The sequence below is a fragment of the Marinagarivorans algicola genome, assembly GCF_001292705.1.
Taxonomy (GTDB): Bacteria; Pseudomonadota; Gammaproteobacteria; order Pseudomonadales; family Cellvibrionaceae; genus Marinagarivorans; species Marinagarivorans algicola.
Window position 1 is genome coordinate 1 of record NZ_LGAK01000044.1, and the last position, 20386, is coordinate 20386.

Annotated in this window: 15 protein-coding genes; 8 read left to right on the plus strand and 7 right to left on the minus strand. The window is 46.5% G+C overall.

The window, feature by feature from the left end; translation table 11 throughout:
• Positions 1 to 1296: tyrosine--tRNA ligase (tyrS, locus tag AC438_RS13190; RefSeq protein ID WP_053981737.1), on the minus strand; the 1296-nt coding region annotated here is incomplete at its 3' end.
• Positions 1297 to 1545: 249 nt separating this feature from the next.
• On the opposite strand from tyrS, the gene AC438_RS13195 reads away from it, so the two are divergent.
• The 4 genes from AC438_RS13195 to AC438_RS13210 all read left to right on the plus strand — a co-directional run bounded on the left by AC438_RS13195 (position 1546) and on the right by AC438_RS13210 (position 5566).
• Positions 1546 to 3003 carry a peptidoglycan DD-metalloendopeptidase family protein gene (locus tag AC438_RS13195; protein ID WP_238376395.1) on the plus strand — a complete coding sequence of 486 codons (1458 nt, stop codon included), beginning with the start codon at positions 1546 to 1548 and terminating at the stop codon, positions 3001 to 3003.
• Positions 3004 to 3275: 272 nt separating this feature from the next.
• Complete coding sequence (locus AC438_RS13200) at positions 3276 to 4394, plus strand: anhydro-N-acetylmuramic acid kinase (RefSeq protein WP_156317080.1); 1119 nt, start codon at positions 3276 to 3278, stop codon at positions 4392 to 4394.
• A 49-nt stretch (positions 4395 to 4443) separates the two neighbouring features.
• Entirely contained in the window at positions 4444 to 4818 is a 375-nt protein-coding gene (locus AC438_RS13205) for a gamma-butyrobetaine hydroxylase family protein (RefSeq protein WP_053981739.1), read from the plus strand.
• 163 nt (positions 4819 to 4981) lie between these two features.
• Positions 4982 to 5566 carry a DUF4136 domain-containing protein gene (locus AC438_RS13210; protein ID WP_053981740.1) on the plus strand — a complete coding sequence of 195 codons (585 nt, stop codon included), beginning with the start codon at positions 4982 to 4984 and terminating at the stop codon, positions 5564 to 5566.
• 23 nt (positions 5567 to 5589) lie between these two features.
• Here the strand turns inward: AC438_RS13210 and AC438_RS13215 are convergent, their stop codons facing one another.
• On the minus strand, positions 5590 to 6540 hold the full coding sequence (locus tag AC438_RS13215; protein ID WP_162230746.1) for a metal ABC transporter substrate-binding protein: 951 nt from the start codon (positions 6538 to 6540) through the stop codon (positions 5590 to 5592).
• A 167-nt stretch (positions 6541 to 6707) separates the two neighbouring features.
• On the opposite strand from AC438_RS13215, the gene znuC reads away from it, so the two are divergent.
• The 3 genes from znuC (at position 6708) to AC438_RS13230 (ending at position 9292) form a co-directional block, all read left to right on the plus strand.
• Entirely contained in the window at positions 6708 to 7487 is a 780-nt protein-coding gene (gene znuC / locus AC438_RS13220) for a zinc ABC transporter ATP-binding protein ZnuC (RefSeq protein WP_053981764.1), read from the plus strand.
• 9 nt (positions 7488 to 7496) lie between these two features.
• Positions 7497 to 8276 carry an iron chelate uptake ABC transporter family permease subunit gene (locus AC438_RS13225; RefSeq protein WP_053981742.1) on the plus strand — a complete coding sequence of 260 codons (780 nt, stop codon included), beginning with the start codon at positions 7497 to 7499 and terminating at the stop codon, positions 8274 to 8276.
• Positions 8277 to 8443: 167 nt separating this feature from the next.
• Positions 8444 to 9292: a hypothetical protein gene (locus AC438_RS13230; protein WP_053981743.1), complete on the plus strand. Its 849-nt coding sequence runs from the start codon at positions 8444 to 8446 to the stop codon at positions 9290 to 9292.
• Positions 9293 to 9334: 42 nt separating this feature from the next.
• Here AC438_RS13230 and AC438_RS13235 read toward each other — a convergent pair whose 3' ends face one another.
• Positions 9335 to 10213 (minus strand): aldo/keto reductase, encoded by an 879-nt coding sequence (locus AC438_RS13235; RefSeq protein WP_053981744.1) that lies wholly within the window; start codon positions 10211 to 10213, stop codon positions 9335 to 9337.
• A gap of 356 nt (positions 10214 to 10569) precedes the next feature.
• Between AC438_RS13235 and AC438_RS13240 the strand changes: the two genes are divergently transcribed.
• Positions 10570 to 11232 carry a hypothetical protein gene (locus AC438_RS13240; RefSeq protein ID WP_053981765.1) on the plus strand — a complete coding sequence of 221 codons (663 nt, stop codon included), beginning with the start codon at positions 10570 to 10572 and terminating at the stop codon, positions 11230 to 11232.
• A 20-nt stretch (positions 11233 to 11252) separates the two neighbouring features.
• On the opposite strand, the gene AC438_RS13245 is transcribed toward AC438_RS13240, so the two are convergent.
• The 4 genes from AC438_RS13245 to gltB all read right to left on the minus strand — a co-directional run bounded on the left by AC438_RS13245 (position 11253) and on the right by gltB (position 20043).
• Positions 11253 to 12638: a cyclic di-GMP phosphodiesterase gene (locus AC438_RS13245; protein ID WP_053981766.1), complete on the minus strand. Its 1386-nt coding sequence runs from the start codon at positions 12636 to 12638 to the stop codon at positions 11253 to 11255.
• A gap of 193 nt (positions 12639 to 12831) precedes the next feature.
• Positions 12832 to 13902, minus strand: a complete 1071-nt coding sequence (gene hemE / locus AC438_RS13250) for a uroporphyrinogen decarboxylase (RefSeq protein ID WP_053981745.1) — start codon at positions 13900 to 13902, stop codon at positions 12832 to 12834.
• Between the two features lie 224 nt (positions 13903 to 14126).
• Positions 14127 to 15545, minus strand: coding sequence for an FAD-dependent oxidoreductase (locus AC438_RS13255; protein WP_053981746.1), 1419 nt, complete (start codon positions 15543 to 15545; stop codon positions 14127 to 14129).
• 49 nt (positions 15546 to 15594) lie between these two features.
• Positions 15595 to 20043 (minus strand): glutamate synthase large subunit, encoded by a 4449-nt coding sequence (gltB, locus tag AC438_RS13260; RefSeq protein ID WP_053981747.1) that lies wholly within the window; start codon positions 20041 to 20043, stop codon positions 15595 to 15597.
• Between the last annotated feature and the right edge of the window lie 343 nt (positions 20044 to 20386).

Here is a 20386-nt window from a genome sequence, read left to right on the forward strand (position 1 = left end):
TTTTGAATCGAGCAAAAGGTACTTCTTTTTGCCCATCTTTAATAAGAAAAAACGACCAAACAATGACTTTGCCGCTGGAAAGGCCAAATCGAGATTGACGCTCTGCTCTGCCGTGACCGCATGACCATTGACGGTGACGGCTTGACGCCCAAGAGCATCTTTAATCTGCTTACCCGAAGTTGCTAAGCCGGCATCAACCAAAACCGCCGTTAAGGTAACATCTTGCGCAACCTGAGTTAGATCAACCGAAGGTAAACCGTCTTGCTTAAGCTGCTCGAAATCACCTTCCGACAACTCGCTGGTATCGCCGGCAAATAAAGCTTGCGTAATTCGACGCGCCGCAGCCAGCCCCTCCTCGCCATGCACCAAGCGCGTAACCTCTTCAGCTAATACACTTTGAGCCTGCGGCCGACCCTGAGCAACCTTATCTTGCTCTTCAATATCTGCGATTCGCTCAACACTTAAAAAAGTAAAGTAAGCTAGGAACTTATAAACATCGGTATCTGCGGTATTTAACCAGAATTGGTAAAAAGCGTAAGGGGATGTTTTTTGAGCATCTAGCCAGATTGTTCCGCTTTCGGTTTTGCCGAACTTTGTACCATCTGACTTAGTCACCAGCGGTAACGTCAAACCAAACGCCTGCGCCCCATGCATGCGGCGCGCCAAATCAATGCCTCCTGTAATATTGCCCCACTGATCTGAGCCACCGATTTGCAGGGTGCATTGCTTGTGCTTGTACAGCTCAGCAAAATCATAAGACTGTAACAACATGTAAGTGAACTCAGTAAATGATATCCCTTCACCTTCACGATCGATACGCTGCTTTACCGATTCTTTGTTTATCATATTATTGATCGAGAAATGCTTACCGACATCGCGCAAAAAGTCTAGCGTGCTTAGCTGCCCAACCCAATCAAGATTATTCACAACTTCGGCACTTTTTGAACCTGCATCAAACGCAATAAAGCGAGAAACCTGTGCCCGTAATTTATCGACCCAGGCCGCCACTACATCGGGTGTATTTAACTTGCGCTCTTGCGATTTGAAACTAGGGTCGCCAATGAGGCCTGTCGCCCCACCAACCAAAGCCAAAGGTTTATGACCAGCATCCTGAAAGCGCTTAAGTGTTATGAGTGGAACTAAACTGCCTATATGCAGACTATCTGCTGTAGGGTCAAACCCACAATAAAGCGTACGGGGCTCGTTTAGATGCTCAACCAGCTGCTCTTCACTGGTCATTTGCGCAACCAAGCCGCGCGCTTTAAGGTCTTCTAATAAAGATAGAGAATCTGACATAAATAAAATCCGTACAACAAAATTAACGCTTACCCAGAACAGGATGATTCAAAAGCGAGCAACAATACCTAAATGAAGAACAAAAACAAGGCACCTAAGCATTAATTCCTGCTTTTTATCCTTGTTTACTGGCAACTTTACTGCCATGAACGATAATTTCTGATATAACTACATAAATCTGCCCTTATATTTTATTAAAAGACCATGACTCAAACTCCAAGAAAGTCCGCACTTCAGATCTTTGCACTTTTGCCCAAGCCTCATCGTTTAGGCTTGATTACACTCTGCGGTCTATTAATTGTAGTCGGGTTAACACGCACACAATCGAATAAAGAACAACCCATCCCAATACATAATGTCAGCATCTTAGCAACATCGGCACATGCATCACCCATTAACGAATATGCGCAAGCGTCTGCTCTAAATATGCTTAACGTCACGCAACCGTCTATTGATAACAGTGCCGACACCGATGCTTCTACTGATATTGACATATCACAGGCCAAACCAACAAATATTGAGCATATTCTCAACCCATTGGCCGCACAGCAAATAGTGACGCAACCCGTCGATAAAAACACCTACCATACAGAAACGGTGAATAAGGGTGATACTCTTGCAGCCGTATTTAAACGCGCCGGCGTTAACGCAAAATATATGTATCATTTACTGCATAATCACAAAGAGGCAAAATCTCTCGCAAAGATATTTCCGGGCCATCAACTGAAATTTGTAAGTGATGACAAAGGCAAACTCATTGCTCTGCACCACATTAAAGACGCTCTAAATAAGCAGGTATTTACTCGAAACGAAGCTAACTACGACCACGAAGAAATTGTTAGGGAACCAGAAATACGTCTAGCGCGCACAGAAGGAACTATCACCCATTCATTATATGCAGCGGCTAAAGAGGCTCACCTAGAAGACCGGCTCACGATGAGTTTAGCGAACATCTTTGGCTGGGATGTGGATTTCGCCTTAGATATTCGTAAAAATGATAGCTTTGCAGTCGTTTACGAAGAGAAGTATCTTGATGGTAAGCGCTTGGGCACCGGTGATATTATTGCCGCTGAGTTCACCAATAAAGGCGACAACTATCAAGCCGTTCGCTATGTAGACTCAACAGGTAACGCGCAATATTACACACCGCAAGGCCGCACTATGCGCAAAGCCTTTTTGCGCAGCCCTATTGAGTTTGCTCGAATTAGTTCGCACTTTAACCTTAAGCGTAAACACCCAATACTCAACACCATACGTGCACACAAAGGTACCGATTACGCGGCACCGCGCGGCACTCCAATTAAGACAACTGGCGACGGGAAAGTCATATTTGCAGGCCGTAAAAACGGGTATGGCAATGTCCTTATTATTCAGCATGGGCAAACTTATGAAACACGCTATGCACACCTTAAAGGCTTTGCAAAAAATGTGCGTCGAGGAAAGACTGTTAAGCAGGGGCAGGTAGTCGCCTATGTGGGAACTACAGGACTATCAACAGCACCTCACTTGCATTATGAATTTAGGGTGAACGGTGCTGTACGCAACCCTGTAACGGTTAAACTACCCAAGGCAAACCCCATAGCCAAAGCGGAGCGAGAACGTTTTTTTGCTCAAACTAAACCACTTATTGCGCAACTCAACAACTTACCCCCAGCCACTCAAATTGCGACTCAAAAAACAGACGCCTCCGGTACTACCGCTATGTAACGTTTTGAGCATTCATTAGTCAACGCTATGGCGCTTTGATTGAGTAATATGCCCATGCAGGCCCATAGCAAAACCTGCAAGGTGTGCATGTCGACTCAGATAACTCAGATAACTCAGATAACTCAGATAACTCAGATAACTCAGATAATAGGTAACCCAATATTTGCATGTCTCATAATTGCCGAATCCGCACGTTACTCGGCCTCAAACACCCCATAAACCTCTGTACATCTGCGGTTGTATGACAAGCCGCATACCCTTAAGGCATTCGCGTGAATCATGAGTTATATATTGGCATAATGTCAGGCACAAGCGTGGATGGCATTGATGCTGTTGTACTTCAAATCACCGACTCTCAATTCTCCGTACTGGCAAGCCTTTCGCACGCATTTACGCCGACTATAAAGCAAAAAATACTCGAGCTATTTGAGCCCTCATATAATGAAATAGATAGACTTGGTGAGCTGGATAAACAGCTAGGTTTACTCTATGCACAATGCGTTAACCAGCTGCTAGTGAAAGCAAAGCTAAAAGCTGCTGATATTACAGCTATTGGGTGCCATGGACAAACACTGCGGCATCGACCCAACAACCCCCACCCGTTCACTCTACAAATTGGCGATGCCAGTGTACTTGCTAACACCACGCATATTGATGTGGTCAGCGATTTTCGCAAAGCAGATATCGCGCTTGGCGGACAAGGCGCACCACTCACCCCCGCCTTTCATCATGCGGCTTTTCACGCCAATGACCATGAACGTTTTATCATTAATATTGGTGGAATAGCGAACATTACGCATCTGTCGCCGCAGCATGCTATCACCGGCTGGGATACTGGGCCCGGCAATGGCCTTATGGATTACTGGATAACCAAACACCGACAAAAACCTTATGATCATGCTGGGCAATGGGCTTCTAGCGGCCAGGTTAACAGGCCGTTACTTGATCAACTGCTTGGGCATCCTTATTTTGAAAAGAAGCCCCCAAAAAGCACAGGAAAAGAAGAGTTTACCCACAGTTCACTAGAGCGTTTGACTCACTCGCACTGCCCATCGATTAAACCTGCCGATGTACAAGCCACTTTGCTCGAACTCACAGCCCGAACCATCGCCACCGACATTAATCACGTTAGTCGCTCGCCATCCGCTGAAGCTTTTGTGTGTGGTGGTGGCGCATTCAACATACAGCTCATCAACAGGCTTAAGCAGCTCTCTCGGCCTACTGTTTATACCATTGATGCTTTAGGCTTTAACCCTATGCACATAGAAGCAGCCGCCTTTGCTTGGCTGGCTCATCAGTTTACACGCCGGCAAACGGGTAACTTACCCTCAGTTACAGGGGCTTCAAAACCTGCAATACTGGGCGTGCTCACATACCACGGGCAATACTGACACGTCATTAATTATCATCCAAAGCACCTCTCTCGCAGACACTTATAAAATGACACCAACCACAATCAATCTACGCAAAAAAACACAAGTTTTATCATTGGAATTTGGTGATAAACATTACGAACTCAGTGCGGAGTTTTTACGCGTTCACTCCCCTTCTGCCGAAGTAAAAGGCCATGGCGGCCAAGGTGGTCAACTGCCCGCAGCCAAATCGCATGTCAAAATGATCCGCATAGAAGCCGCAGGCAACTACGCTATACGTATTATTTTTGACGACGGTCACGCCAGCGGACTCTTTACTTGGGATTATCTTTATACACTGTGCAACCAAGAAAAATTACTGTGGGAAACCTATCTTATCAACCTTAACAAAGCCAATAAAACAAGAGACCCAGAGACAAGCGTACTGGTTTTTAAGCCTTAACTAAGCATACAGCCCAGTCATAAAATCAATGCATGCCAACGGCCATAAAGGCAAGTGCTCGCGCACGTTGTGGTGTGTCCAATAAAATGGCCTATTTGACCCGAGCGTTAAAGCGTGTGAAGCTTATACTCCTTTGATAGATACCCAATATGAGAATACCCACATGACAAGACTTCTCGCCGTAGTATTGTTTAGTAGCCTATTTTTAGTGTCTTGCAATATGCCGTCCACACATAGCTTGCACGCTGAACGCCAACCCTTTAGGTCGGTATCCGTTAGCAACCCCTTATTTGCACCCACAGTAGGGCAGCGCTTTGCTTGGTATACGCCCGCAGTAACTTGGGCAACTACAGACCCTATTGCAGCGAACAGCGCTATCGAGCAATCAATTATACAAACCATCGAAAAAGAGCTGACAGCACGTGGGTACACAATGAGTACAGCGCCCGAAGAAGCTGATTTCATTATTGGTATGGTCATTACCACCGATGACTACAAGGGCTCACAAGCCTTTACGCAATACTTCAACTTAAGCGCCACCTCAACACATAAAAAAACCGCGCGCGCGCTCGTCGGTATTTTTGAGCAAAAATACTGGGGGGCAGCACCGCCACCTTCAGATGCGCTTATTTGGAAGGCAGATCTTGAAACCCGCATTCTTGATGATGCGACGCCGCAAAATATTAAAATCGACCGAGCAAAAATACTCACAGCGCGCTTGATGAGCGGCTTACCTCACGGTAAATAACACAAAAAAATGGAACTGCCGATTTAGCGTTGCTGCAGACAGGTTTCGAAGCGCTGAGATAAAGCCAATAAGAGTCCGTGAATATCGGTGATACTATCATCTCGACCCAAAGGGTCTGCAAGTATTAACGGTAAACCCAGTGCTGCTGCGAGTCTTGCCCCTGCGCGCTCATTAGGTTCTGCAATTAAGCATCTTGGATCACCTCCTGCACGATTCAACTGAACCATTTTGCGCATAGAGAGCTGCTCTTCAGGCAGTCGAGACGCAGCAGCCAATTGCTTTAAACCATAAGCATTCACAAAATGACCATAGCCGTCATGACTCACAATAAAAGACTGCTCGCGCCCCTGACTCAGCCGCCTATGTATCTGATGATCAGTAGCATCGAGCCGACGTAGTGCCACTTGCAAGCGTGCTTGGATGGCTTGAGCACTCAATGGCTTTAATGCAATTAGCTGCTGAGCCAAGGCATCGAGAATCACTTTAACATTTTGAATATCGAGCCAAATATGTAAATCCTCTTGAGGGCGCCCAGGCCAAGTGAGCGTACTCAAAGCACCAAGCTCAAGTTGCGCCGTGGTATGCTGGGCCATAGGCTTTACCAAAAAACGCTCAAAACGCCCCCCCAACCATATGACAAGCTCAGCACCCGCTAATACTTGTCGCTCCTGAATACTCATCGCTAAAGCGTGAGGGTTAGCCGAAGGTGCCAATAATGTCGTGATCGTAAAGTCGTCGCCAATTAACTCCGCAGCGATGAGCGCAAGAGGCTTGATGGTGACAACAATATTTGGCTTACTCTCATCCGTCGCCAAAAAAGGCTCCGGCTCAAAAAAAGATTGCTGGCCTATTACACGATCAGCTAATGCACACTGACTGCCGCTGTAGAGAAAAAAAGCAGCAACCAACCCACACAACCGATATGCACAACCCCTTATAGAGCTTCGCCCTAACATTTTATGCGCCCAACTCACAACACACCTCACAAACATAACGACAACTCAAATACCACACAGCGCACCTGTTAAAATGTTGTAGTATATCATTTTGTATTGATACCGCTTGACACATAGCAGCCCAACTCATGTTAAAAACAACACCCACACTCAGCGCATTAGAGCCTAAAAAGTTAATCCCCCCCATGCCAGCGACTGCGCTTGTGCAACTAGATCGCGTCAATTTAAGCTTTAATGACAATAAAGTGCTCAGTGATATAAATCTTAACCTTCATGCCAACGAAATAGTGACCGTTATCGGCCCTAACGGCGCAGGCAAAAGTTCGCTGGTTAGCCTTATTATTGGTTTACAATCCCCCAGCCAAGGCTCTATTACGCGCAAGAAAAACCTTCGTATTGGCTATATGCCTCAAAAACTGGCCATTGACCCTCAATTACCTTTGAGCACTCGCCGTTTTTTGTCGCTATGCGGCAACTCAAGCCGCCTACAGCACGCCATCAAAAGGCTCAGCATTGAGTGCTTGCTCAACACCCCAGTACAAAAGCTTTCTGGCGGCGAGATGCAGCGCGTACTACTTGCTCGCGCCATTATGCAAAACCCTGAGCTTTTAGTGCTCGATGAGCCCGCTCAAGGCGTTGATGTAACAGGCCAAGCCGAGCTATACCACTTGCTGGGTGAGCTACGCCACGAACTCGGCTGCGGTGTGTTGATGGTCTCTCATGATTTACATATCGTGATGGCTCAAACCGACCAAGTACTCTGCCTCAATAAGCATGTGTGCTGTCACGGCGCCCCCGAAAGCGTCAGCCAGCACCCCGAGTACTTACAACTCTTTGGTCGTCAGGCCGCCGAAGATATTGCTATTTACACACACCATCATGATCATCAACACGATATTCATGGCGATGTCGTCGAGCAACAAGCGGCCAGCAATCATTCACACTGCTCCCACAACCACTCATAAGCGACGATCATGCCGGACTTTCTTATTTATGCACTTATCTCGGCTTTTGCTATTGCGATTGTAGCTGGCCCACTTGGCGCTTTTGTTGTATGGCAGAGGCTTGCATACTTTGGCGATACGCTCGCTCATGGCGCGCTACTGGGCGTGGCGCTGGGGCTGTTTGCCAGTATAAATATTACCCTGGCAATTACGCTGTGCTGCCTGAGTTTGGCTGCTATTTTGCTGTGGTTGCAACGCAGCCCGCAACTAGGGGATGACTCTCTTTTAGGGCTTTTGTCACACTCAGCTCTAGCAGCCGGCTTAGTCAGCGTCAGCCTTATGGGTAACTCTGTGGATTTATTCAGCTATTTATTTGGCGACTTGCTCACTACCGACGCCTCAGATACGATTTTAATAGTGACGGTATGCATGATGGTATTAGGCATTTTATGCGTATTTTGGCGCAAATTACTACTGAGCGTTATTGACGCTAACTTAGCCAAAGTCGAAGGTATTCCCGTAGCTCTCATGCGCGCCTTACTCCTTTTTGCGATTGCTATTGTCGTGGCATTTGCAATGCGCGTTGTTGGCGTATTACTCATTACTGCGATGCTCATCGTACCTGCCGTTGCCAGTCGTCGGTTAACGCAGTCGCCCGAGTCCATGGCAATAGGTGCCAGTATTATTGGCTGTATAGCCGTCGCGATGGGCATGTGGGCCTCTTACTGGTACGCCACACCCGCAGGCCCGAGCATTGTTCTCGCTGCCAGCGGTATATTTGTCATCACCTTATTTAAAAAACACTGCTAACGTATACATAATATTTTGTTCACGTCACAAAAGTGGTAATGAAATGTCGCGTAAAATTCCATTTCTGATAAAAAACACATACACTTCTAAGTACAGGACTAGCGAGCGATAGATTGATCATCGCCATTAAACGCATGCAAACCTAGCCCACACAAAGAATTCTCTCTATGTATATTTTTACACTCATATTAACGGCCCTACTGATAAGTGGTTGCACACAAGTCGTTAGAGTATCTCACTCTGACTTCATCAAGGACCACTCTGCAGCCAGTATTGATACAAAGGTGTTGATACAGCCGCCGACAAAGGCTAGTCAAGAAATTCATACCGAGACAGGCTTGATCGTGCTGGGCTTAGTGAATAGCTGGGATGTTGATTTAAACCAAAGCCTTCCTGACGCTACACTCGCTTTAGTAAAAAATACGTATAGCCAAGCCGTTATAGGTCATAGCTGTGATGATTGCGGGCTTATTATTCGTCCCAAAATTACTCAAGTAGAAATCGGCAAAGTATCTATGCAATCGACCGTTGAAATTCAATTAGACATTGTTGATGCCAACGGCAGGCCGGTAACAACGATTACAAGTGGAGGCAGCTCATCATTTTTGAGTGCCGCACGACTGGGAACAGGTGTTGCGGGCTACTTTATTCCCATGTTAGGTACCGCAGTGGGCACGCTTGTTGTGCGTGAAACCGTACAAGACGCTTTTGACAAAGCATTGGCCACCGCCGCCAATCAACTCGAAATTGAAGCCAATGGTGGATTACTTGCCAGAACCTGGTTGCCGAAAAAAACTTACGAAAATCACACAGTAGGCAAGCATCAATATACCGCAGAGCAAGTCGCCAAAACTGCTGGTTGTAACTTGTTAAGCGATGGCATAACCCTCACCCAACAAGAATACGCGACTGAAATTTACACGGCACAATGCTGGGGCAAACCAGAGTTTGCCATTAGCTGCCAGTTTAATCAGTGTCAAATAGAGCAATCCGGCCAAGTGGCGCAAAACCCATAATAGCCAGAAGGTATAGCTCATCACTAAAAAACAAGCGCACCCCTAAGGTACACTCGCGCCATTACTGGCCTCCCAAATACGGTACCACTGCTCGCGACTAAGCTGCAAATTAACCGCCTCAGCGGCTGCTTGAACTCGTTCAACCTTACTTGTGCCCAAGATGGGATAAGGCTTACAAGGCAGCGCCATCAACCAAGCATAAATAACTGCCTCGACCGTGCTCGCACCCAACTCTTTAGCAACAACCTGTAAAGCCGCTACAACGCTATGCTGCTGCGAGGTTTTAGGCTCTGCTAACCGGCCACCCGCTAAACAAGACCACAACATAGGCCGCATACCCAAACGTTGCGCCTGATCAAAAGTACCATCGGCAATTGCTGTCATATTCAACGGTGAGCACTCAACCTGATTAGTTATCAAGGCACGAGGCAAAGCGCTTTGCAAAGCCTCTAGCTGCTGAACGGTAAAATTAGACACTCCAAAGTGCAACACCTTACCTGTAGCATGCAATTGCTCAAACGTTTGCGCAACTTCGGCAATATCCATTAAAAAGTCGGGCCGATGTAACAGGAGTAAATCAATACGATCTGTCTTTAGGTCACGCAAAGACGCCTCAACAGAGTGTACTGTATAGGCTTGGCTAAAATCGTAATGGTTAACCGCATTTGCCCCGAGCACGCCAAACCCACAGGGACGAATGCCGCACTTAGTAATAATTTGTAAATTGTCTCGAAGGCTGGGGTTGAGGGCCAAAGCCTCGCCAAATGGAGCCTCGCTGCGATATACCATAGCGTGATCCATGCTGCTCACACCAAGTTCAACTGATCGCTCAACAAGCCTCAAAAGCTCTTGCTTGCCATAGCCCCACTGGCCTAGTCGCCAAAACCCTAAAACTAACGGGGATAAAGTCATTTCAGACATAGTCACTCCTCAACGTAAATACACTCTAAAAACGCAGCCGGCTATTTAGACTGCGTATCGTTAACCGACATCATTCTATAGAGTTTATAAGCATAAAGAGGCACGACTTATAAAATTTGAGTTATATATTATAAAATGACTCATTGGCAACAATGCCTACATAGGTAGCTCACTGCACCACGTGCCATAACACAACCCTCTTTATGCAGAATCGCTGTTTTGAGACCACCTTATTCAGCCTTTTGTTAACCCACCTATTAATGATACTCACCTATCTGCTAAGCTAGCACCCTTTCAAACATCCAGTAAATAGCTAAAGCTTGTGACATCTTCAGTCTTTAGCTATGTTTAATAGCATGACAACACCTAATACATTAATTATTCACAAGCTTATTGCTGAAGCAAAAGAACAGGACGCCAAAAGTGGGGCCCTGCTAACATTTGTGCAATCAAAAACCTCTGAGCTGCACAACATCATTCAACTGCCTTCAAGCCAACCTGAACAAGCTTTAAAACAGTTTATCACTCAGTATATTGAGCATGCGCCGCTTTTTTTGGAGGCGCTCAATGACTTAATGTTAGAGGCTAACATTTACGATCAGGGCGGTGTATTTATTACCATTGCCGAAGACTTTTTTATCAGCCCGCCCGTACTTGTCAAAGAGCATTCAGGGTTAGTCGCTTTACTTGATGAGGCTTATTTGGCTCATCGTATCATCGAGGAAATTAACGATAGAGTATCACTTAAGTGTGGCACGCCACTATGCCCAACCGACATGAGCATTTCAAATATCATCGTCCATACACTGCTTGGCGATGAATTTGCCAACCAACTTGACCTTGCCGTACATTACTCCATTGAGCACCTATTTAAAGAGGATGGCATTATCTGCTCACCGCATTGCTCTCAATACCTGCAAGAGCACAAAGATAATCAATGGGCAGAGGTCTTGACGAAGTGGCCTAGCCTCTCTGGCGATACCAGTATAGATTTGAACATTAAATCATGGCTTTTATAGTACTGACAGGTTCGTCTTGGTTAACCAAACATTCCTGCGAGACGCTTACTCTTTAAAAAGCCAAATAAACCCTTAGTCGATGCTGTGCGCGCTATATATTGATTACATATTTGCAATACATTAATTTCATGAGCACCAGGCTCTAAATCTTGTGCAATTTCAATCCACTCAACTTCGCTCGCACTCACTTTACCCGCATCGACTTTAATTTGCTTCTTCCTATCGTCTTCGGCCATATCGAGATAAATGGGCTGCTCTAGTAAACGCTTGTAAGGGTCCATCACCACCATGACGTGAGGTTTTAAACGTCGCTCAAAATTTTGCTCAACAACAACGGCCACTTCTCCTGTATTAAGCTCAACCAGCGTGCCTGTCGGGTATAAACCAATAGCTCGAATAAACTCAACCACTAAATCCCCTTGAAACAATGAGTCGCGCGCTTCGTATAACTGTGCCACAGCACGTGAGGGAGAAAGCGGATAGCGCTCACCTCGGGGGTTTGTTACCTCATCATAAAAAGTCACAATACCTGCAATACGCCCCAACAAGGGAATTTTATCGCCACGTAAATGGGCAGGAAACCCAGAGCCGTTAACCCGCTCTTGGTGAGTTCGGACAACTGAAATAACCCGAGGGACCACATCAGGCGTTTTCATTAAGAGCTCTACCCCTAAAGTCACAAATTGCTCATACTCAGCAATCTCGGCCGCAGTACGCTGCTTTTTTTCGAGTAAAGCGGTTGGCAATAACGTCTTACCGACATCTTTGAGAAGCAAGCCCATGGCTAAAATTTCAAGCTCAGGCTTAGATAGGCCCAAATGACGCCCTAGTAGAATACCCCATACAGATGATCGCACAGCATGGCTATAAGTATGACTATCTTTTTTCTTGACTCGCGTAAGCCACGTAAAGGCATCTGGACAGCGCAACACACTGCCCACCATAGCACTAGCTGCTCGCTTAGTATCGAGGATGGCAGCCTTAGCATCGCCTTTGCCGAGACTATCCATAACCTGACCTACCGCACTATACACTTCTCGGTGCAACTCACGAGCCCCTGACACCTCTTGCTTTAAGGTTTCAACCACGGGATAAAGATTAGGCTTAATTTTAAGCGGTGGTAAGTCTGTTACTTTTTCAGTTTCAACACTGCGCACCAAACGCCTCGCTTTGACTGGCGACGTTGAATAGGTTGACTTTAGGCTAGCCTTTACCGGTTTAGCCCCTTTGATCACGTCAATATACACATGACGACAATGGATCTTGAGCTGATTGACTTCTTCTAAGTCATGCACATAAAAGCCTTGCAGTGGGAATGGCGTTTGCGTCCAAGGGCGATCCAACCCAGAGACAAACATACCGACTGTGACTTCACTTGCATCTATTTTTATTTGCTTAACGCCCACGCGCTTACCCTCAACAACATGAAAAAGGCACATTAAAGTTTATATAAAAACCTCAACAAAGCTTATATAAAACACTTAACGCACACAAAGCTAAGTCAACCACTCCGATGACGCACTTAGCTACAAGGGGGGATAATAACCTAATGTACGTTTTTTAATCAATATCTATTAATTTTGTCACATAGTGACAGACTTAATCCTGCAAGTGATATTGACGAGAAAGTTCATGTACACACTCGATGAAAGCGCCCGCGTTCTCTGGCTTAACCTCGGGTGTAATACCATGACCAAGGTTAAAAACATGACCGCTTCCCGCTCCAAAATCAGATAAAATATTTGCCACTTCGGCACGAATTCTATCGGGCTTGGCATATAAAATAGATGGATCCATATTACCTTGCAGTGCCACTTTATGACCCACGCGGCTTCTGGCACCCGAAATAGGTGTTGTCCAGTCAAGTCCTAAAGCATCTACACCGGTCTCGGCCATAGGCTCTAACCACTGACCGCCGCCTTTAGTAAACATAATCACAGGCACTTTGCGACCGTCATGCTCACGAATCAAGCCATTCACAATTTTTTGCATAGGCGCAAGAGAGAACTCTAAATACGCATCATGTGCCAATGCGCCGCCCCACGAGTCAAATATTTGAACAGCTTGGGCTCCCGCTTTAATTTGCTCGTTTAAATATTCAGTCACCGATATTGCCAGCTTATCCAGCAACATTTTCATAAGCTCGGGCTCATTGTAGGCCATTGCCTTAGCCTTACGAAAATCTTTGCTCGAACCACCTTCAACCATATAAGTCGCTAAAGTCCAGGGGCTACCTGAAAAGCCAATAAGTGGTACACGACCGTTAAGCTCTCGACGAATGGTACGTACGGCATCGGGAACATACGGCAAATCTTTTAAGGTATTCACAATAGGCAGCGCATCGACATCAGCAGCTGTTGTCACCGTCTTTTTAAAGCGAGGACCTTCACCGGTCTCAAAGTATAAGCCCAAGCCCATGGCGTCAGGAATAGTCAATATATCTGAAAATAAAATAGCCGCATCCAATGGATAGCGCTCTAAAGGCTGCAATGTGACCTCGCAGGCCATTTCAGGATTCATGCATAAATCCATAAAGCTACCGGCCTTGGCGCGCGATGCCCGGTATTCGGGTAAGTAGCGACCTGCTTGGCGCATCATCCATACTGGAGTTGCATCAACGGGCTCGCGCATTAAGGCACGTAAGAATCGATCATTTTTAAGTTCAGACATGAGTAAACCTTTTGTTAGTAATCCTGTAGATAAGACAGCCTGAGTACAACCAGCGACTCACCCAATCAATGCCCTACTGAGGCACAATAAAAATATAGCGGCCTTTTATACAACCGCTGCAACAATTAATAAAGTGACCATCAAAAGAAAAGCGACCTTAGAAACAAAAAAACCGGCAAAAGCCGGTTTTTTGAGTCAATACACAGTCTATAAAGACCAAAATCTTATACATCCAAATAATCAAGAATACCTTGGGCCGCTTCGCGCCCCTCCCAAATGGCTGTCACAACCAAATCAGAGCCGCGCACCATATCGCCACCGGCAAACACTTTAGGGTTGGTGGTTTGGAATTTAAACTCTTGCTCTTCTGGTGCGATCACCGTTTGCCAGTTAGTCAGCTTAACGCCATTTTCTTCGATCCAATCTGCAGGGCTTGGTCGAAAACCAAAGGCAATTAAGACTACATCGGCAGGTAGTATTTCTTCGCTGCCAGCAACAGGCTCAGGTCGGCGACGGCCGTGCTCATCAGGCTCACCCAGCTGCGTGGTGACCACTTTAACACCCTCAACTTTGCCATCACCCACAATACCTATAGGCTGGCGATTGAATAAGAACTCCACCCCCTCCTCTATTGCGTTTTGCACCTCACGGCGCGAGCCTGGCATATTCTCACGATCACGGCGATAAGCGCACGAAACAGTCTTAGCCCCTTGACGAATAGAAGTACGGTTACAATCCATCGCGGTATCACCACCGCCAAGTACAACAACGCGCTGGCCTTTAACGCCAATAAAGTCGGCAGGGTCTTTTTCAAACCCCAAATTGCGATTCACATTAGAGACCAAAAAGGGCAACGCATCATAAACGCCGGGTAGGTCTTCGCCGTCAAAGCCACCTTTCATGTAGGTATAAGTCCCGGTCCCCATAAAGACAGCGTCATACTCTTCGAGCAATTGCTCCATGGTAACATCCGTGCCAATTTCGATATTTAATCGAAATTCAATGCCCATATCTTGAAAAATTTCACGCCGACGCGTCATGACTGACTTTTCAAGCTTAAATTCAGGAATCCCAAATGTTAGCAGCCCGCCAATTTCGGGGTAGCGGTCAAACACTACAGGGGTCACCCCGTTGCGCACAAGTACATCGGCACAACCTAAACCGGCAGGCCCTGCACCAATAACAGCCACTTTTTTGCCCGTAGGTACAACCTTAGACATATCAGGACGCCAGCCCATCGCAAAGGCGGTGTCTGTAATATACTTTTCAGCATTGCCAATCGTCACCGCCCCAAAACCGTCATTCAGTGTACACGCGCCTTCGCACAGGCGATCTTGTGGGCAAACACGACCACACACCTCTGGTAGTGAATTAGTCTGATGAGAGAGCTCAGCCGCCTCTGTTATATTGCCTTCAGAAATTAGCTTTAACCAATTGGGAATGAAATTATGCACAGGGCACTTCCACTCGCAGTAGGGATTGCCGCAATCTAAGCAGCGGTGCGATTGGCCTTGCACTTGCTCTTCTTTAAACGGCTGATAAATTTCAACAAACTCCGTCTTGCGGACGTTGATCGCTTTTTTTGATGGATCCTGACGACCAACATCTAAAAACTGAAAATTGTTATTTAAACGCTTACCCATAACGATATCTCATAGCTGTGGCCCAACACAAAGCTGGGCATTGGCTGAATTACTCTCCGCGAGAACCCAAGCTGGTTAACAAGCTTTGCAAGCTTGCGGCTTTTGGTTTCACCAGCCAAAAGCGGCCAACAAAACGATCGAAATTATCTAAAATTTCTTGGCCCCAACGGCTTTCGGTCTCGGCCGCGAATTCAGTAATCACGCCACGCAAGTGGTTGCGATAAGCCTCTAGGGCCTCGGTATTAACACGAACAATATCCACTAGCTCGTGATTATAGCGATCGACAAATGTATTGTGCTGATCAAGCACATAGGCAAACCCACCCGTCATACCTGCACCAAAGTTTAAGCCCGTATCACCAAGTACAGTCACTACGCCACCGGTCATGTATTCACAGCAATGATCGCCAGCACCTTCAACCACGGCAAATGCGCCCGAGTTTCTCACGCCAAAGCGCTCACCTGCACAGCCTGCTGCAAATAACTTACCGCCGGTTGCGCCATATAAACAGGTATTACCGACAATACTAGTTTCCTGTGTTTGAAAGGTGGAGCCTTGTGGCGGACGAATAACCAACTTACCACCAGCCATACCTTTACCAACATAGTCATTGGCATCGCCTTCTAGGTGTATTTCTAAGCCGCCAGCATTCCATACGCCAAAACTTTGGCCCGCTATTCCCTTGAGCTTAAGTTTAATAGGGGCGTTACTCATGCCTAAATTGCCATAGCGTTTAGCAATTTCGCCACTAATACGAGCACCGATTGAGCGGTCACAGTTAGTGATCGAGAACTCAAACTCACCCCCGGTTTTTGCTTCAATAGCGGGTAATACCGCAGCAACTATTTGCTCGGCTTTTAAGCCTTTATCGAACGGTCGGTTGCGCTCAACTTGACAGAACTGGGGCTTACTTTTAATTAAATCGTCAGTATAAATAATTGGCGAAAGATCAAGTTTGGCCTGCTTAGCGGTAGCACCGTCAATGACCTCCAGTAAATCTACGCGGCCTATAAGGTCGCGTAGCGAGCGCACACCTAACTTCGCCATCCACTCGCGAGTCTCTTCGGCAATAAAGCGAAAGAAATTCATGACCATTTCCACAGTCCCTATGTAGTGCTCTTTGCGCAACTTATCTTGTTGTGTCGCAACACCTGTGGCGCAATTATTCAGGTGGCAAATACGTAAATACTTACAACCTAAAGCGACCATTGGTGCGGTACCAAACCCAAAGCTTTCAGCCCCCAAGATGGCTGCCTTCACAACATCCAAGCCAGTTTTTAAGCCGCCATCGGTTTGTACCCGTACTTTGCCACGCAAGTCATTAGCGCAAAGTGTTTGATGGGTTTCGGCTAAGCCAAGCTCCCAAGGAGAGCCGGCATGTAAAATAGAGGTCAGCGGACTTGCAGCTGTACCGCCATCGTAGCCCGAAATAGTAATCAAATCAGCATAGGCTTTAGCCACACCGGCGGCAATAGTACCTACACCCGGACGTGAAACGAGCTTAACCGAAACCAACGCATTAGGGTTCACTTGCTTCAAGTCGTAAATTAATTGTGCCAAGTCTTCGATCGAGTAGATATCATGATGTGGTGGCGGCGAAATCAACGTGACACCAGGGACCGCAAAGCGCAACCGCGCAATTAAATCGTTGACTTTGCCACCGGGCAACTGTCCGCCTTCACCAGGTTTAGCGCCTTGCGCCACTTTAATTTGCAGCACTTCTGCATTACTTAAATAAGCGGGGGTTACACCGAAACGGCCCGAGGCAACTTGCTTAATTTTAGAAACCTTAATAGTCCCGTAACGCGCAGGGTCTTCACCCCCTTCACCACTGTTGGAACGGCCACCTAAAGTATTCATCGCCTCGGCTAATGCCTCGTGCGCTTCAGGTGATAATGCGCCTAGAGACATACCTGCAGAGTCAAAGCACTTAAAGAGATTTTCAACGGGCTCAACCTCCTCAAGTGGAATTGCTTGCAAATCACCGCGAATCGCTAATAAGTCACGTAGTGTGGCTACAGGACGCTCATTAACAAGCTTCGCATAGGCCTTCCAGGCTGAATATTCACCTGTTTGCACAGCCGCATGTAAGTGCTGAATGACGTCAGGGTTGTAGGCGTGATATTCATGACCATACACATACTTTAAAATGCCGCCATGATTAATTGGCTTACGTGCTTTCCACGCCAACTTCGCCAAGATTTTTTGATCGGCTTCTAAATCAACAAATTCAGCCCCTTCAATACGGCTTGGCGTGCCATCAAAGCAATAAGACACCACTTCGGTACTCAAGCCAATCGCTTCAAATAATTGCGCACCGCGATAGGAGGCGATTGTTGAAATACCCATCTTAGATAAGATTTTCAATAGCCCTTTGTTAATCCCTCTGCGATAATTTTTGTACGCGGTATCTACATCGGCATTTAAATCGCCCGATGCAATTAAACTATTAATAACGTAATAGCTTAAATAAGGGCACACAGCCGTGGCACCATAGCCAATGAGTGTGGCAATTTGATGTGAATCACGCGCCGTAGCGGTTTCGACGACAATATTGGCATCGCAGCGCAAACCATCGCGGGTTAAGCGTTGATGTACAGCACCGGTCGCGAGTAGCGCATGGATTGGAACTAAGTCCTCCTTAAGGCCTGTATCACTCAATACAATAATCGAAACGCCCGCTTTCACGTCGGTTACAATGGTCTCGACCAATTGTATCAGCGCAGCTTGCAGCGTGGTTTTATCAGCGTTGTACAGTAAGCTATAGGTTTTAGAGGGGTAGCGCTCGGCGTTGACATTTAATAATGCACGGAATTTATCGGGCGACAACACCGGGGTACTCAAAATAATACGGCGCGCATGAGCTTCGGTTTCATCAAACACGCTCAATTCACGGCCTAAGCACGTTTCAAGTGACATCACAATCGCTTCACGCAACGGATCAATAGGCGGGTTAGTCACCTGCGCAAATTGCTGCCGAAAATAGTCATACAGCGAGCGTTGTTGCTGCGATAAAACAGCCATTGGCGTATCGTCACCCATGGAACCCACCGCTTCTTGGCCGCCTTCAGCAAGGGGGCGAAGCACTGAATCGCACTCTTCGTATGACACACGGTTTTGCTTCATGTACACCTTGATGAGCTCGTCATCTAGGCTGGTTTCAGCGGTATCGCGCGCTAAACTCGACTCAATACGCGTTGCCTGCTCATTCAACCACTTGCGATAAGGTTGACTATTTTTCAGCTGATTATCAATATCTTCAGTGTGGTAGAGCTTACCAGTTTGCGTATCTACCGATAGCATTTGACCAGGCCCTAAACGGCCTTTTGCCACAACATCTTCAGGGGCGTAATCGTATGTGCCGACCTCAGAGGCCACCGTGATAAGGTCATCTTTAGTAATCACCCAGCGCGACGGTCGTAAGCCATTGCGATCGAGTGTACACACAGCATAGCGACCATCGGTTACCACCAAACCTGCTGGGCCATCCCAAGGCTCTATGTGCATCGAGTTATATTCGTAAAATGCTTTAAGATCCTGATCCATGGTCTCGACATTTTGCCAAGCTGGCGGTACAAGCATACGCACAGCACGGTGTAATTCCATACCCCCGGTCAAAAGTACTTCGAGCATATTGTCTAGACTAGAAGAATCTGAACCTGTACGGTTTACCAACGGTGCAATTTCATCAAGGCTTGGAAGTAAATCGTTTTGGAACTTGGGCGTGCGGGCAATCGACCAATTGCGGTTACCGACAATAGTATTGATTTCGCCATTATGCGCTAGCATTCTAAATGGCTGCGCTAAGGGCCAGCGAGGTAAAGTGTTGGTTGAAAAACGCTGATGAAAGACACAAATGGCCGTTTCCATGCGTTCGTCACCTAAATCTAAAAAGTACTTAGGGAGATCAACAGGCATCATCAAGCCTTTAAACGATACAACGGCGCTACTTAAACTGGCCACATAAAAATCAGTATCGTCTGCCAGTATCTTTTCGATACGACGGCGCACCAAAAATAGCTTAGCAGTAAAAGCTTGCTCATCAGTTTGCGCAGTATTGATAAACAAATGAAAGAAGTCAGGCTCACTATCTTTTGCGATAGGCCCTAAGCACTCGGGGTTGGTCGGCAATTGGCGCCATGCCACATCACGCAAGCCTTCTTTGGCCAGCTCATCAACAATGATTTGCTTAGCACGCATAGCATCGCCAGCATTTTTACTCAGCATGAACGCGCCAACGCCATACAACTGTGCAAGCTCAAACCCTGCATCTTCTTTAGCAACTGTCCGGAAAAAGCTATCTGGCTTTTTAATCAAAAGTCCACAACCATCGCCCGTTTTACCGTCAGCAGCAATACCACCGCGGTGCGTCATACATGTTAGCGATTCAATGGCAGTTAATAGCAAATTGTGGCTCGCTTGCCCTTTAAGATGGGCAATAAGGCCAAAGCCACAATTGTCTTTAAACTCATCTAACCGGTATAGGCCAGTATTCATAAGCAGATTCACTTCACTAAGTAGTTAAATACATCGAGCAGGTACTAGCGGCACTAGCGCTAAAACATGCATCGCGATGGAGCGAATTAAATCCGCTCACTCTATTATCAATTTATGTACGGCTGTTGTAACCGAAACCTGTTAAAGAGTCTAGGGGAGTACGCCCTTTCTATCGACTCTTTAATGCGACATTCACACCAATGCGGAGATATGACTACACTACAGAATAAAGCTTGATTAAGGTAAAGAACGCCCTTGTGAGGCATAAAACACCTTTCAAACCCTTTAAAAAAAGAATAAAGTCCAAATTTAACAGGATATACCCGATAAATGGGCGCAGAAT

Bases quoted from the DNA above. Each gene is read 5' to 3' on its own strand.
- AC438_RS13225 (WP_053981742.1), top strand. From the start codon at position 7,497: ATGCCGGACTTTCTTATTTATGCACTTATCTCGGCTTTTGCTATTGCG.
- hemE (WP_053981745.1), bottom strand. From the start codon at position 13,902: ATGTCTGAACTTAAAAATGATCGATTCTTACGTGCCTTAATGCGCGAG.
- AC438_RS13230 (WP_053981743.1), top strand. From the start codon at position 8,444: ATGTATATTTTTACACTCATATTAACGGCCCTACTGATAAGTGGTTGC.
- AC438_RS13235 (WP_053981744.1), bottom strand. From the start codon at position 10,213: ATGTCTGAAATGACTTTATCCCCGTTAGTTTTAGGGTTTTGGCGACTA.
- znuC (WP_053981764.1), top strand. From the start codon at position 6,708: ATGCCAGCGACTGCGCTTGTGCAACTAGATCGCGTCAATTTAAGCTTT.
- gltB (WP_053981747.1), bottom strand. From the start codon at position 20,043: ATGAATACTGGCCTATACCGGTTAGATGAGTTTAAAGACAATTGTGGC.
- AC438_RS13255 (WP_053981746.1), bottom strand. From the start codon at position 15,545: ATGGGTAAGCGTTTAAATAACAATTTTCAGTTTTTAGATGTTGGTCGT.
- AC438_RS13210 (WP_053981740.1), top strand. From the start codon at position 4,982: ATGACAAGACTTCTCGCCGTAGTATTGTTTAGTAGCCTATTTTTAGTG.
- AC438_RS13240 (WP_053981765.1), top strand. From the start codon at position 10,570: ATGACAACACCTAATACATTAATTATTCACAAGCTTATTGCTGAAGCA.
- AC438_RS13205 (WP_053981739.1), top strand. From the start codon at position 4,444: ATGACACCAACCACAATCAATCTACGCAAAAAAACACAAGTTTTATCA.